The sequence below is a fragment of the Pseudomonas sp. PVC-3-1 genome (assembly GCF_057444315.1).
This window is the reverse complement of the sequence record NZ_CM172023.1, coordinates 2,495,067-2,507,884: the sequence shown is the minus strand read 5'-3', so window position 1 is coordinate 2,507,884 and position 12,818 is coordinate 2,495,067. Positions and strand designations below refer to the sequence as shown.

14 protein-coding genes are annotated in these 12,818 nt (G+C 66.7%); 7 read left to right on the top strand and 7 right to left on the bottom strand.

The window, feature by feature from the left end:
* Positions 1 to 3 precede the first annotated feature (3 nt).
* The 5 genes from AC2T4A_RS11675 to AC2T4A_RS11655 are packed head-to-tail and all read right to left on the bottom strand — an operon-like array spanning position 4 to position 3,307.
* The gene (locus AC2T4A_RS11675; RefSeq protein ID WP_486743372.1) at positions 4 to 732 is read right to left on the bottom strand and encodes an SGNH/GDSL hydrolase family protein; all 729 of its coding nucleotides are present in this window, start codon (positions 730 to 732) and stop codon (positions 4 to 6) included.
* Positions 729 to 1,910: a formate-dependent phosphoribosylglycinamide formyltransferase gene (gene purT / locus AC2T4A_RS11670; protein ID WP_486743371.1), complete on the bottom strand. Its 1,182-nt coding sequence runs from the start codon at positions 1,908 to 1,910 to the stop codon at positions 729 to 731. Before purT ends, AC2T4A_RS11675 begins: the two co-directional genes overlap by 4 nt.
* A 51-nt stretch (positions 1,911 to 1,961) precedes the next feature.
* On the bottom strand, positions 1,962 to 2,150 hold the full coding sequence (locus AC2T4A_RS11665) for a DUF1289 domain-containing protein (RefSeq protein ID WP_416744506.1): 189 nt from the start codon (positions 2,148 to 2,150) through the stop codon (positions 1,962 to 1,964).
* Entirely contained in the window at positions 2,143 to 2,670 is a 528-nt protein-coding gene (locus AC2T4A_RS11660) for a gamma carbonic anhydrase family protein (RefSeq protein WP_416744508.1), read from the bottom strand. Before AC2T4A_RS11660 ends, AC2T4A_RS11665 begins: the two co-directional genes overlap by 8 nt.
* Positions 2,671 to 2,710: 40 nt before the next feature.
* Positions 2,711 to 3,307, bottom strand: a complete 597-nt coding sequence (locus AC2T4A_RS11655) for a CoA pyrophosphatase (protein WP_017522246.1) — start codon at positions 3,305 to 3,307, stop codon at positions 2,711 to 2,713.
* Positions 3,308 to 3,442: 135 nt separating this feature from the next.
* On the opposite strand from AC2T4A_RS11655, the gene AC2T4A_RS11650 reads away from it, so the two are divergent.
* The 7 genes from AC2T4A_RS11650 to nagE all read left to right on the top strand — a co-directional run bounded on the left by AC2T4A_RS11650 (position 3,443) and on the right by nagE (position 11,999).
* Positions 3,443 to 3,994 carry an NUDIX hydrolase gene (locus AC2T4A_RS11650; protein WP_486743370.1) on the top strand — a complete coding sequence of 184 codons (552 nt, stop codon included), beginning with the start codon at positions 3,443 to 3,445 and terminating at the stop codon, positions 3,992 to 3,994.
* Between the two features lie 53 nt (positions 3,995 to 4,047).
* Entirely contained in the window at positions 4,048 to 4,548 is a 501-nt protein-coding gene (locus AC2T4A_RS11645; protein WP_416744512.1) for a L,D-transpeptidase family protein, read from the top strand.
* 249 nt (positions 4,549 to 4,797) lie between these two features.
* The gene (locus tag AC2T4A_RS11640) at positions 4,798 to 5,559 is read left to right on the top strand and encodes a GntR family transcriptional regulator (protein ID WP_478379656.1); all 762 of its coding nucleotides are present in this window, start codon (positions 4,798 to 4,800) and stop codon (positions 5,557 to 5,559) included.
* 15 nt (positions 5,560 to 5,574) lie between these two features.
* Entirely contained in the window at positions 5,575 to 6,681 is a 1,107-nt protein-coding gene (nagA, locus tag AC2T4A_RS11635; RefSeq protein ID WP_478379657.1) for an N-acetylglucosamine-6-phosphate deacetylase, read from the top strand.
* The gene (locus tag AC2T4A_RS11630; protein ID WP_486743369.1) at positions 6,662 to 7,684 is read left to right on the top strand and encodes an SIS domain-containing protein; all 1,023 of its coding nucleotides are present in this window, start codon (positions 6,662 to 6,664) and stop codon (positions 7,682 to 7,684) included. The genes nagA and AC2T4A_RS11630 overlap by 20 nt, the downstream gene beginning before the upstream one ends.
* A gap of 11 nt (positions 7,685 to 7,695) precedes the next feature.
* Positions 7,696 to 10,209: a phosphoenolpyruvate--protein phosphotransferase gene (gene ptsP / locus AC2T4A_RS11625; protein ID WP_486743368.1), complete on the top strand. Its 2,514-nt coding sequence runs from the start codon at positions 7,696 to 7,698 to the stop codon at positions 10,207 to 10,209.
* A 131-nt stretch (positions 10,210 to 10,340) separates the two neighbouring features.
* On the top strand, positions 10,341 to 11,999 hold the full coding sequence (gene nagE, locus AC2T4A_RS11620; RefSeq protein ID WP_486743671.1) for an N-acetylglucosamine-specific PTS transporter subunit IIBC: 1,659 nt from the start codon (positions 10,341 to 10,343) through the stop codon (positions 11,997 to 11,999).
* A gap of 44 nt (positions 12,000 to 12,043) precedes the next feature.
* On the opposite strand, the gene AC2T4A_RS11615 is transcribed toward nagE, so the two are convergent.
* Entirely contained in the window at positions 12,044 to 12,361 is a 318-nt protein-coding gene (locus AC2T4A_RS11615) for a YqfO family protein (protein ID WP_416744519.1), read from the bottom strand.
* A 183-nt stretch (positions 12,362 to 12,544) separates the two neighbouring features.
* Positions 12,545 to 12,805: a CDGSH iron-sulfur domain-containing protein gene (locus AC2T4A_RS11610; protein ID WP_416744520.1), complete on the bottom strand. Its 261-nt coding sequence runs from the start codon at positions 12,803 to 12,805 to the stop codon at positions 12,545 to 12,547.
* Positions 12,806 to 12,818: the final 13 nt, after the last annotated feature.

Here is a 12,818-nt window from a genome sequence, read left to right as displayed (position 1 = left end):
GGGTCAGCGCTGGGTAACCAGCCAGTCGGCCAGGTGTTCGCCCCAGACCTGATAACCCAGTGCCGACGGGTGATAGCCATCGATGGCGAGGAACTGCGGCTGCATCTCCAGGCTGACGCCGCAATACCCTACCCCCTGCGCCAGCGCCAGGCGGCTGAGCTGGCGATCCAGCAGCGCTGCGCGCCAGCCGAGCAGCCGGCGCAACAACCAGGGTAGGGCCGTGAAATGCTGCAATGGCGGCACGGCCGTGCAGACGACCCGTGCGCCGCGACCACGGAAATGCGCGATCAGATGCTCAAGAGCCCCCAGCCAACGCTGGCCGGAGCTGAAATGCGTGGTGTCGTTGACGCCGAAGACCAGCGCCACCAGCTCGTACTCCTGATCAGTCGCCACCGGTAGCAGCCGCTCACAGGCCTCTGCAGCGGTAATGCCGTTCTCCCCGATCGCGCGCCAGGCAACGGGGCGCTCCAGGCGGATCGATAGCGCCAGCGCCAGCCGGCCGGCCAGCGCAAAGTCCAGGCAGGACGCGCCAACTCCCGCGACCGTGGATTCACCCAGCAGGAGAAGACGAAAGGGTTCACCAGGAAACTCTGCACCCGCAACGCCTTCGCAGGCGCCCGCGGCGGGAGCCAGGCGCAAGGCCGTGCGCTTGGTACGCACGGCCATGGGCAGAGCCAGCGGCAGCAGCGGCAATGCCGCCGCCCACCACATCAGCCCCGCCCAGCGGCTCACAGCTCGACTTTGACCGACTGGGCCGAACGGGTGGCCTTGGCGCGGGCGGCGTCGATCGACTCGTCGCGCGCGAGGGCCACGCCCATGCGGCGCTGGCCGTCCACCTCCGGCTTGCCGAACAGGCGCAGCGCCGTGTCCGGCTCGCTCAGGGCGGCACCGAGATTGCCGAAGGAGACCTGCTGCGACTTGCCTTCCACCAGGATCACCGCCGAGGCGGAGTCGCCCAACTGGCGGATCACCGGAATCGGCAAGCCCAGGATCGCGCGGGCATGCAGGGCGAACTCGGAGAGATCCTGGGAAATCAGGGTCACCAGGCCGGTGTCGTGCGGGCGTGGCGAAACCTCACTGAACCACACCTCGTCACCTTTGACGAACAGCTCCACGCCGAACAGGCCGCGGCCGCCCAGCGCCTCGGTGACCGCCCTGGCCACGCGCTCGGACTCGGCCAGCGCCTTAGGGCTCATGGCCTGGGGCTGCCAGGATTCGTGGTAGTCGCCCTTCACCTGGCGGTGGCCGATGGGCGCGCAGAAGGTGGTGCCGCCAATGTGGCGCACGGTGAGCAGGGTGATCTCGTAGTCGAAGTCAATGAAGCCTTCGACAATAACCCGGCCCTTGCCGGCGCGGCCGCCTTCCTGGGCGTAATCCCACGCGGTCTTCAGGTCGGCGTCGGACTTGAGCACGCTCTGGCCCTTGCCGGAAGAACTCATGATCGGCTTCACCACGCAGGGGTAGCCCACGGCTGCAACGCCAGCGGCGTAGTCCTCGTAGGTGTCGGCGAAGTAGTAGGGCGAGGTCGGCAGGCCCAGCTCTTCGGCGGCCAGGCGACGGATGCCCTCGCGATTCATGGTCAACTGCGCGGCACGGGCGGTGGGGATGACGGTGTAGCCTTCGCTCTCCAGCTCGACCAGGGTCGCGGTGGCGATGGCTTCGATCTCCGGCACGATGTAGTGCGGTTTCTCCTGCTCAATCACTGCGCGCAGGGCGACGCCATCGAGCATGCTGATCACGTGGCTGCGATGCGCAACCTGCATGGCCGGCGCGTTCGCGTAGCGGTCCACGGCGATGACTTCGCAGCCCAGGCGCTGCAGCTCGATCGCCACTTCCTTGCCCAGCTCGCCGGAGCCACAGAGCAGTACGCGGGTCGCGCTCGGCGACAGGGGAGTTCCAATACGGGGCATTGCGGGAAACCTCGGGAAGGGAAAGTTCGAAACGGGGTAGCTCGTGATGCGCTAGGCCAGCACGCCCTGCTCACGGGCGCGCTGCTCGCAACGCTGGAGCACCGCGCGGCGCTCGGCGTTGTCCATCAGGCCCCAACGGGTGATTTCGGCGGCGCTGCGCTGGCAGCCCAGGCAGATGTCGGCATCGTCCAGCGCGCAGACATGCACGCAGGGCGAGGCGACGGGACGTTCTTCAGTCATCTTCCTGCTCGACCAGATCGCGGGCGTACCGCTGGGCGTTATGGACGTAATGGGCGGCGCTGGCTTCGAGCATCTTCTTCTGCGGCTCGGTCAGCTCGCGTACCACTTTGCCGGGGGAGCCCATGACCAGAGAGCCGTCAGGGATTTCCTTGCCCTCGGGGATCAGTGCGTTGGCGCCGATGATGCAGTACTTGCCGATCTTCGCGCCGTTGAGGATCACCGCGTTGATGCCGACGAGGCTGTAGTCGCCCACCTGGCAGCCATGCAGCATGGCGTTGTGGCCGATGGTCACGCCCTTGCCCAGGGTCAGCGGGAAGCCCATGTCGGTGTGCATGACGGTGCCGTCCTGCACGTTGCTGTGCTCGCCGATGTGGATCAGCTCGTTGTCGCCGCGCAGTACGGCGTTGAACCACACGCTGGCGCCGGCGTCGAGGCGCACCTTGCCGACCACCGTGGCGTTGGGGGCAATCCAGCTCTCCGGATGGGTTTCGACTCGGGACGAGCCCAGGCGGTACTTCATGGTTTCTCCTCAGGCGGGGGCCGCTCTCGCTTCTCGGGTCTCAGCTCAACTTGATGAACTTCGACGGCGGCTGGTGCAGGTCGATACGGGCGTCATACAGCAGGTTCAGCAACTCGACCAGCATGATCGCGGACAGGCCCCAGATCTTGTAGCCCTCGAACAGGTAGCTCGGGACGTACCAGCTGCGGCCGAAATAATCGATACGGTGGGTGGTTTCCCGCGGGTCGCCACGGAAGAACTCCAGCGGCACCTTGAACACGGCGTCGATCTCGCCGTCATTAGGGCGGTACTCCACGAAATCGGGGACGAAACCGACGAATGGCTTGACCAGGATGCCGTGCCGGGACACCAGGGTGCTCAGGGGCCCGACTACTTCCACCAGGCCCGGCGGCAGGGCGATTTCCTCCTGGGCCTCGCGCAGGGCGGTGTGGATCAGGTCCACGTCCTCCGGGTCGCGCCGCCCACCAGGGAAGGCAACTTCGCCGCTGTGGGTCGAAAGCCCGGTCGCGCGCAGGGTGAGCACGAGCTCTTCCTGGGGAGTGATGGGGAGCAGGACCGCCGCTTCCGGGAAGCTGTGGTCCGTTTCAAGGTCGCTTGGCGTGTGCGTCTGTATGCGTTGGCGCAGCTGGTCCAGCATGCCGAACATCCTGCGGGGGCCGATTCTTCTAATTGAAGGATCATGGCACGAAAGACGCCCCTGCCCAACCCCCGCCCCTTGCTGGGCGCCCCGCGCAACGCGCAAGATTGTTCCATTGAATAACAAGGAAGCGGCATGAAATTCTGCAGCCAGTGCGGCGCCAACGTCAGCCTGCGCGTCCCCAGCGGCGACAGCCGCCCGCGCTTCGTCTGCGACCAGTGCCAGACGGTGCATTACCAGAACCCGCGCATCGTCGCCGGCTGTCTGCCGGTCTGGGAGGGGCGCATTCTCCTCTGTCGCCGCGCCATTCAACCGCGCCAGGGGTTCTGGACGCTGCCGGCGGGCTTCATGGAGAACGGCGAAACCCTGGAACAAGCCGCCGCTCGCGAGACCCTGGAGGAGGCCAATGCCCGCGTTCACGGCCTGCAGCTTTATACGGTCTTTGATCTGCCGCATATCAGCCAGGTTTATATCTTCTTCCGCGCGGAACTCGCCGATCTGGACTTCTCCGCCGGCGAGGAAAGCCTGGAAGTGCAACTCTTCGAAGAATCCGACATTCCGTGGGGTGAGCTGGCTTTCCCCACTGTGGGTCGTACCTTAGAATATTTCCTAGCGGATCGAGTGCTTCAGAAATACCCGATACGCAACGAAGGGATTCTCCCAATGCTTGTACAGAAAAAGAACTAATAGACTCATTTACCGCCTCTAAGGCTTTAGGAACTACCGGGGAACACCACTCGATGCGCTGGTTGATTGCCGTACTTTGTCTGACCTTCGCAGCGTTCTCGCATGCCAACGCGACGCCCACGCTCGACGGTCACATCGACAAGATTCTCGTGCTCAAGTCCGAGCGCAAACTGCACCTCATGAGCAACGGCAAGGTTCTCAAGAGCTACCGCGTGTCCCTGGGCAAACGCCCGCAGGGCCCGAAGCTGGCCGAGGGCGACAATCGCACGCCAGAAGGCTTCTACTGGATCGACTGGCGCAAGACCAGCGACAAGTACAACCTCTCCATTCACATCTCCTACCCCAACGCCCGCGACGTGGCCAAGGCACGGGAGAAGAGCCTGTCGCCCGGCGGCATGATCATGATCCACGGCACGCCGATGGATGACGACTACCCCGAATGGTACTTCTCGACCCTGGACTGGACCAACGGCTGCATCGCCATGACCAACGCCGACATGCGCGAGGTCTGGAGCCTGGTCAAGGACGGCACGCTGATCGAGATCCGCCCCTGACGCGACCACACTGATACCAGTGTCCGTCTGAAACGCCGCCACGGCCCTGCCCTGGCGGCGTTTTTCGTTGCGCGCCAGGCACAACCTCCAACCTCCGCAAGCCTTTCACCGTCAACTCCTCACACTTTTCGCCGATTGCGACGCAGGCTGCAGTTCGTCGGCCAGCGCCCCGGTGACCGGCCAGCTGGCATTGACGTGGTATCCAAGTGGTATTAGCGTAAATTCCACTACCTCGCCAACGAGCCGACCATGACCCACCAGCCCACCCTGATCAGCGCCGAGCAACGCCTGCAGGCCCTGCGGCCGGACGAGAGCCTGTCCACCCCGCTCTATCTGCAACTGGCCCGCAGCCTGGAGAGCGCCATTCACGCCGGGCACTGGCGCGCCGAGGAAGCCCTGCCTTCCGAGCGCTATCTCAGCGAATACCTCGGCCTGTCCCGGGTCACCGCACGCAAGGCGCTGGAGGTCCTGCTCGAGCAAGGGCTGGTGCATCGCATCCAGGGTTCCGGCACCTTTATCACCCCGCGCCTGGAGCAGCCGCTGTCGCGCCTCTCCAGCTTCAGCGAAATGCTCCGTCTCAAGGGCTTCACCCCCAGTTCTGCCTGGCTGGAACGCGAGATCAGCCTGCCGACCCATGAAGAGGTGATCCGCCTGGGCCTGTCGCCCACCGAGAAGGTCGTACGCATGAAACGCCTGCGCAAGGCCGACGGCGTCGTCATGGCCATCGAGCAGAGCAGCTTGCCGGCGCGCCTGCTCGGCGACCCGTCGGCAGTCGGTGACTCGCTCTATGCCCACCTGGATGCCATCGGCCGTCCGGTGGTCCGCGCCCTGCAACACGTGCAGGCGGTCAACGCCTCGGTCGAGGAAGCCGCGCTGGTGGGCATCCGGCCCGGCACCGCCATGCTGCTGATGACCCGTATCGGTTACCTCGAAGACAACACTGCCATCGAGCTGACCGACACCTACTGCCGCAACGACTACTACGACTTCGTCGCCGAACTGCGGCGCTGATCCGGGACGACTCCCATGCTCAAAGGCAACATCCTCACCCCTCGGGGCTGGATCGTGGGCCACCTGCACCTGCAGGAAGGCCGCATCCAGCGCATTGACGGCTCCCTCGGTGACCCGTCGCACAACGACCTGCCCTACCTGCTGCCCGGCTTCATCGACCTGCACGTTCACGGCGGCGGCGGCCACGACATCATGGAAGGCGCCGGCGCCTTTGCCGCCATTGCGCGCACGCACCTGCGCTTCGGCACCACCTCGCTGCTCGCCACTACCATGACGGCACCGCGCGACGAGATCGCCGGCGTGCTCGGTGCGCTGGGCGACTACTGCCAGGCGCCGCGCGGCCAGGCGGCGCGCGTGCTGGGCGTGCACCTGGAAGGCCCGTTCATCAATTCCGGCAAGCTCGGTGCGCAACCCAACTTCGCCCACGCCGCGGTGCTCGACGAAGTGGACGAGTTCCTGCGCCTGGCACCGATCAGGGTCATCACTATCGCCCCGGAAATCGCCGGCCACCTGCCGCTGATCAGCGCATTGGCCGAGCGCGGCGTGCGCCTGCAGATCGGCCACACACTGGGCAGTTACGAGGACGGTGTGGCAGCCATGGCAGCCGGCGCCACCAGCTTCACTCACCTGTACAACGCGATGAGCGGGCTGCACCACCGCGAACCCGGCATGGTCGGTGCCGCATTGGCCCACGCGCAGTTCGCCGAGCTGATCCCCGACCTGCTGCACGTGCACCCCGGCGCGATCAAGGTCGCCCTGCGCTCGATCCCGTGCCTGTACTGCGTGACCGACTCCACCGCCGCCGCCGGCATGCCCGACGGCGAATACAAGCTGGGTAGCCACACCGTCACCAAGTGCCTGGGCGGCGTACGCCTGCCTGACGGCACCCTGGCCGGCAGCACGCTGACCATGGACCAGGCGCTGCGCAACCTGGTGAAGATCGGCCTGCCCATCGCCGAAGCCTCCCAGCGCCTCTCGCAGTTCCCCGCCGACTACCTGGGCATCGCCGAGCGCGGACGCCTCACCCCCGGTGCCTGGGCCGACATCGTGCGCCTGGACCGTTCCCTGACCCTCGAGACCGTCTGGGTCGAAGGAGACCAGTTTGACCTCACTGATGCTTGAAGAAGCGCTGTCCGCCGCCGACGTGGTCGCACACCAGCTCAGCGTACTGGACAGCAGCCTGCCGGCGCTTGGCGAGCGCCTGCGCGCCGCCGCGCCGAAGCTGGCAATGACCGTCGCCCGTGGCAGCTCCGACCACGCCGCCAGCTACTTCGCCTACCTGACCATGCAGCACGCGGGCCTACCGGTGGCCTCGCTGCCGATGTCGGTGGTGACCCTGCGCCAGGCGCCGCTGCAGGTGGACGGGCAGGTCGCCTTCGCCTTCTCCCAGTCCGGCCAGAGCCCGGACCTGGTCGACACACTGAGCCGCCTGCGCGAGCGCGGCGCCCTCAGCGTCGCTCTGGTGAATGCCGAGAACTCTCCGCTGCAGGCTGCCGCCGAATTCACCGTACCGCTGTGTGCCGGCCCCGAACGCAGCGTCGCTGCCACCAAGAGCTTCATCGCCACCCTCAGCGCCGCCACCCGCCTGCTGGCGCATTGGCAACGCGACCAGTCACTGCTCGAAGCGGGAGCCGGCCTTGCCGACGACCTCCGGCGGGCCGCGGCCCTGGACTGGACGCCAGCCGTGCAGGCCCTGCGCGACTGCGAGCGGTTGATGGTGATCGGCCGCGGCACTGGCTTCGCCATGGCCCAGGAGGCCGCGCTGAAATTCAAGGAAACCTCGGCGATCCAGGCCGAGGCCTTCAGCAGCGCTGAAGTCCGCCACGGCCCGATGGCCCTGGTGGACGAGCACTATCCGCTGCTCATCCTCGCCCCCCGAGGCCCCGAACAGGCCAGCCTGCTGGCCCTGGCCGAGGACATGCGCCAGCGTGGCGCGCGGGTCCTGCTGGCCGCCCCGGGCGATGTCGCCGGGCGTGACCTGCCGCTCGCCAGCGCCGCCCACCCGGCGCTGGACCCGATCCTGGCGATCCAGAGTTTCTACGTCATGGCCGCCGGCTTGTCCGAAGCACGCGGCATGAACCCGGACCAGCCGCGGCACCTGAGCAAGGTCACCCGCACCCACTGAGCGCAGCCACCATGAACAACAACAATCTGGCCCTCAAAGCCCCCTTGAGCGGGCCCGTGATGCCGCTCAGCCGGGTCCCCGACCCGGTGTTCTCCAGTGGCGCCATGGGCGATGGCATCGCCATCGACCCGCTTAACGACTGCCTGCATGCGCCCTGCGCCGGCGTGGTCATGCACGTCGCGCGCACTCGCCATGCCGTGACCCTGAAGGCCGACAACGGCGCCGAACTGCTGCTGCACCTGGGCCTGGACACCGTTCAGCTGCAGGGAGAGGGCTTCGAAGCGCTGGTGCAGGAAGGTATGCGGGTCAGTGAAGGCCAGCCGCTGCTGCGCTTCGACCTGGACAAGGTGGCGCGCGGCAGCAAGAGCCTGATCACGGTACTGATCGTCACCAATGGCGACGGCTTCCAGTTACGCCCACTGACCACCACGTCGGTAGACATCGGCGCGCCGCTGCTGCAACTCAGCCGGACCGGTGCGGCGCCGGCATCCAACGAACCACACAGTAGCGGCAGTGAAAGCCGTGGCAGCGTCCGCGTGGCGCTGCACGGCGGTCTCCACGCCCGCCCCGCTGCACTTCTGCGAAGGACCGCCCAGGAATTCTCCAGCCGCGCCGAATTGCGTTTCGGCGGGCGCAGCGCCAGCGTCGACAGCCTGGTCGGCATCATGGGCCTGGGCGTCGCCGAGCAGGACGAAGTGGAAGTGATCTGCCGCGGCCAGGACAGCGAAGCAGCGCTCCACGCCCTCTTGAAAACCCTGGGCACCGCCGATGGCGAGCCCCATCCGCTTCCCGTCGCCGCCGTCCCGGTAGCGGCGCCGCGAGGCACGGAGGAAACCGGCGTACTGGGTGGCGTCTGCGCCGCCCCTGGCGTGGCCAGCGGCCCGCTGGTGCGCCTGGGCGCCATCCAGCTTCCGCAGGACGGCGCAGATTCGCGGCCGGACGAACAGCACCGCGAACTGGATCAGGCGCTGAAACGAGTTCGCGATGACGTTCGCGCCACGCTGCAACAGGCCGGGAAACAAGGTCACGCGGACGAGGAAGCGATCTTCTCCGCCCACCTCGCTCTGCTGGAAGACCCCGGTCTGTTGGATGCCGCCGACCTGCTGATCAACCAGCGCGTCAGCGCCGCCCACGCCTGGCACCGTGCCGTGCAGGCGCAATGCGGCATTCTGCAGGCGCTGGGCAACCCACTGCTGGCCGAGCGCGCCAATGACCTGCGAGACCTGGAAAAGCGCGTGCTGCGCGTCCTGCTCGACAACGAGGGCGAACAGCCGGTCCCGGCAGGCAGCCTGGTGGCCGCCCATGAAATCACCCCGTCCGACCTCGGCCCGCTGGTCCGCGCTGGCGTCGCCGGCCTGTGCATGGCCGAAGGCGGCGCCACTTCCCACGTCGCCATCCTTGCCCGCGCCAGGGGCCTGCCCTGCCTGGTGGCTCTCGGCCCGCAGGTGCTGGAGTTGGAAGAAGGCCGAGTGCTGGTGCTGGATGCCGATCACGGCCGACTGGAATACAGCCCCAGCGCCGAACGGATCGCCCAGGTCGCTGTTCAGCTCGAACAACGCGAGCAAGCCCGCGAACGCCAGCGTGCGCAGGCCCAGCAACCGGCTCAGACCCGCGACAGCAAGTCCATCGAGGTCGGCGCCAACGTCGCCAACCCGGAAGAAGCAGCCGAAGCCTTTGCCGCCGGAGCCGATGGCGTCGGCCTGCTGCGCACCGAATTCCTCTTCCTCGACCGCCAGCAGGCACCGAACGAGCAGGAGCAGCAACGCGCCTACCAGGACGTGCTGGACGCCATGGGCGAGCGCCGGGTGATCATCCGCACCATCGATGTCGGCGGCGACAAACACCTCGCCTACCTGCCACTGCCCGCCGAGGAAAACCCGGCGCTGGGCCTGCGCGGCATCCGCCTCGGCCAGGCGCTGCCGCATCTGCTCGACCAGCAATTGCGCGCACTGCTGCAGGTCTCCGGGCTGCAACGCTGCCGCGTGCTGCTGCCCATGGTCAGCGAGGTGGACGAGCTGATCGCCATCCGCCAGCGCCTGGACCAGTTGGCGCAGGAACTGGGCATCGAGCAACGCCCCGAACTGGGCGTGATGATCGAGGTGCCCTCCGCGGCCCTGTTGGCCGATCAATTGGCCGAGCACGCCGATTTCTTCTCCATCGGCACCAACGACCTTTCGCAATACACCCTGGCCATGGACCGCTGCCATGCCGGGCTCGCCGCGCGCATCGACGCGCTGCACCCGGCGTTGCTGCGGCTGATCGCCCAGACCTGCACCGGCGCCGCCCGTCATGGCCGCTGGGTCGGCGTCTGCGGCGCCCTGGCTTGCGAAGCGCTGGCCACGCCGGTGCTGATCGGCCTGGGCGTGCAGGAGCTCTCGGTCAGCCCCGGCCTGGTCGGCGAGATCAAGGCGCGGGTGCGCGAACTCGATGCCGAGCACTGCCGCCGGCATAGCCAGGAACTGCTGGCCCTGGGCTCCGCCCGCGCCGTGCGGGAAGCCTGCGCACGCCTGTGGCCGCAGGCCTGAAGCCCCAGAACAAGAATCGGAGCCACACCATGACCACTGAGCTGATCCAGACCGCACAAGGCCCGCGCCAGCTGCTCGCGCGGTTGTACGGCGCCTTCATCGAAACCCTGCAGCGCCTGGGGCGCGCCCTGATGCTGCCGATCGCCATCTTGCCGATCGCCGGTCTGCTGCTACGTTTGGGCGACAAGGATCTGCTGAACATTCTGCTGATCCACGATGCCGGCAATGCAATCTTCGCCAACCTGGCACTGATCTTCGCCATCGGCATCTCCGTCGGCTTCGCCCGCGACAACAACGGCACCGCCGGCCTGGCAGGCGCCGTGGGTTATCTGGTGATGATGTCGACGCTCAAGGCCATCGACCCCAGCATCAACATGGGCGTGCTCTCGGGGATCATCAGCGGCCTGGTCGCCGGCGCTCTGTACAACCGCTTCAAGGACATCGCCCTGCCGCAGTACCTGGCGTTCTTCGGTGGCCGGCGCTTCGTGCCCATCGCCACCGGCCTCGCCGCGCTGGGCCTGGGTGTGCTGTTCGGGCTGATCTGGCCGCCTGTCCAGCATGTGATCGATGACCTGGGCAACCTGCTGGTGGGCAGCGGCAGCTTTGGCGCCTTCGCCTTCGGCGTACTCAATCGCCTGCTGATCGTCACCGGCCTGCACCACATCCTCAACAACCTGATGTGGTTCGTCTTCGGCGCCTTCACCGATCCGGAGACCGGCCGGCAGATCACCGGCGACCTCGCCCGCTACTTCGCCGGCGACCCGAAGGGCGGCCAGTTCATGGCCGGCATGTTCCCGGTGATGATGTTCGGCCTGCCTGCCGCGTGCCTGGCGATGTACCGCAACGCCCGCCCGGAGCGGCGCAAGCTCGTCGGCGGCCTGCTGCTATCGATGGCACTGACCGCTTTCCTCACCGGCGTGACCGAACCCATCGAATTTGCCTTCATGTTCCTGGCGCCGCTGCTGTACCTGCTTCACGCGCTGCTGACCGGACTGTCGATGGCCATCACTGACCTGCTGAACATCCGCCTGGGCTTCACCTTCTCCGGCGGCGCCATCGACCTGGCGCTGGGCTGGGGCAGGTCCACCAACGGCTGGATGCTCTGGCCGCTGGGCCTGTGCTATGCCGCCGCCTACTACTTCGTGTTCGATTTCTGCATCCGCCGCTTCCAGCTGAAGACACCCGGCCGCGAGGAATTCGACGAAAACAGCGACGACGAAACGACCCACAGCTCCTCCGAGCAGCGCGCACCGGCATTCATCAAGGCGCTGGGCGGCGCCGCCAACCTTGAGGTGGTGGACGCCTGCACAACCCGCCTGCGCCTGAAGCTGACGGACCGCAGCAAAGCCTCGGACACGCAGCTCAAAGCGCTGGGCGCGATGGCCGTGGTCCGCCCCGGCAAGGCCGGCAGCCTGCAGGTAGTGGTCGGCCCGGAAGCCGACAGCATTGCCGACGAGATCCGCCACGCACTACCGGCAGGCATTCTGCAGGAGAGTGCAGCCCAACCCGTCAACGAGGATTCAGCCTCGCAACCGGTGGAAGTCGTCTCGTCGCAGGAAACCGGTGAATGGCTGCAGGCGCTGGGCGGCAAGGGCAATTTGTGCAGCGTCGAGACCGTCGCGCTGACACGCTTGCGGGTGGCCGTGAAGAACGGTGAGCAGTTGCAGCGAGGCCGTCTCGCCGAGCTGGGTTGCCTGGGTGTCAGCCAGGTGGCTGAAGGCGTCTATCACCTGCTGGTCGGGCCGCGCGCGGGGGCGCTGGGGCAGTCCTTCGGCAGCCTGCGCGGCTGATCGCGGGGCATGAAAAAAGGCGCCTGCGGGCGCCTTTTCTTGGGTCAGAACACCATGTCCGATAGCCGCCAGACCTCGAAGGCTGGCGTCTCGTAAGGATGCGCCGCCTTCAGCGCTTTCACCGAGTCATGGATCAACTCGTCGGCCACCACCATCTCAACCTTCCACTCGGCGACCTGCTCGACGCTGCCAGCCTGGCCGATAAACGGATTGCTGCCTTGCAATGGGCGGAACTGTCCCTGTCCGAGCGCCTGCCAGCAACAGCTGTCATAGGCGCCGATGCGTCCTGCACCGGCGGCGAACACCGCTTTCTTGACCGGTTCCAGATGGCTTTCCGGAACGTAGAAACACAGTTTGTACATCGGAGACTCCGATCGAAACAGGGACACTGCCGTGACAAAGAACGCCACGGGTGACAAATGCTGCCACAAATAGTGGCACTTTGCCTCTTCTGACTTGCAGGTCGTCGTGGAAGTTCGACCGTCCGGTTCCGGGCTTGTTCGTCTGTGAACGACTTTGTATGAAATCTGTGACGGACTTCGACCTCACCTTCCAGTGAAGCGGCGCCAACGTTCCTTCAGGCCAGGTGCTGCCGGCGCGTGGGAACCGTCGCAGAACGGCAGGCCCGCCGACAGCCCGCAGCGGCATAGCAACAGATGGCGTTCGCGCCCGACGGTCAACTTCAGGGCGTCGGCACAATCGGCGTCGGCATCCGGCAGGCAGGCGCACCGCCCGCAGCGGCACAGGCGCAGAACCTGCCCCGGCTCAACCGTGCGAACTTCGGGAAGTTTCTGCAAGTCATCCATCTGGCGATCCACC

Bases quoted from the DNA above. Each gene is read 5' to 3' on its own strand.
- purT (WP_486743371.1), bottom strand. From the start codon at position 1,910: ATGCCCCGTATTGGAACTCCCCTGTCGCCGAGCGCGACCCGCGTACTG.
- AC2T4A_RS11665 (WP_416744506.1), bottom strand. From the start codon at position 2,150: ATGACTGAAGAACGTCCCGTCGCCTCGCCCTGCGTGCATGTCTGCGCG.
- AC2T4A_RS11660 (WP_416744508.1), bottom strand. From the start codon at position 2,670: ATGAAGTACCGCCTGGGCTCGTCCCGAGTCGAAACCCATCCGGAGAGC.
- AC2T4A_RS11655 (WP_017522246.1), bottom strand. From the start codon at position 3,307: ATGCTGGACCAGCTGCGCCAACGCATACAGACGCACACGCCAAGCGAC.
- AC2T4A_RS11650 (WP_486743370.1), top strand. From the start codon at position 3,443: ATGAAATTCTGCAGCCAGTGCGGCGCCAACGTCAGCCTGCGCGTCCCC.
- AC2T4A_RS11645 (WP_416744512.1), top strand. From the start codon at position 4,048: ATGCGCTGGTTGATTGCCGTACTTTGTCTGACCTTCGCAGCGTTCTCG.
- AC2T4A_RS11640 (WP_478379656.1), top strand. From the start codon at position 4,798: ATGACCCACCAGCCCACCCTGATCAGCGCCGAGCAACGCCTGCAGGCC.
- nagA (WP_478379657.1), top strand. From the start codon at position 5,575: ATGCTCAAAGGCAACATCCTCACCCCTCGGGGCTGGATCGTGGGCCAC.
- ptsP (WP_486743368.1), top strand. From the start codon at position 7,696: ATGAACAACAACAATCTGGCCCTCAAAGCCCCCTTGAGCGGGCCCGTG.
- nagE (WP_486743671.1), top strand. From the start codon at position 10,341: ATGCTGCCGATCGCCATCTTGCCGATCGCCGGTCTGCTGCTACGTTTG.
- AC2T4A_RS11615 (WP_416744519.1), bottom strand. From the start codon at position 12,361: ATGTACAAACTGTGTTTCTACGTTCCGGAAAGCCATCTGGAACCGGTC.
- AC2T4A_RS11610 (WP_416744520.1), bottom strand. From the start codon at position 12,805: ATGGATGACTTGCAGAAACTTCCCGAAGTTCGCACGGTTGAGCCGGGG.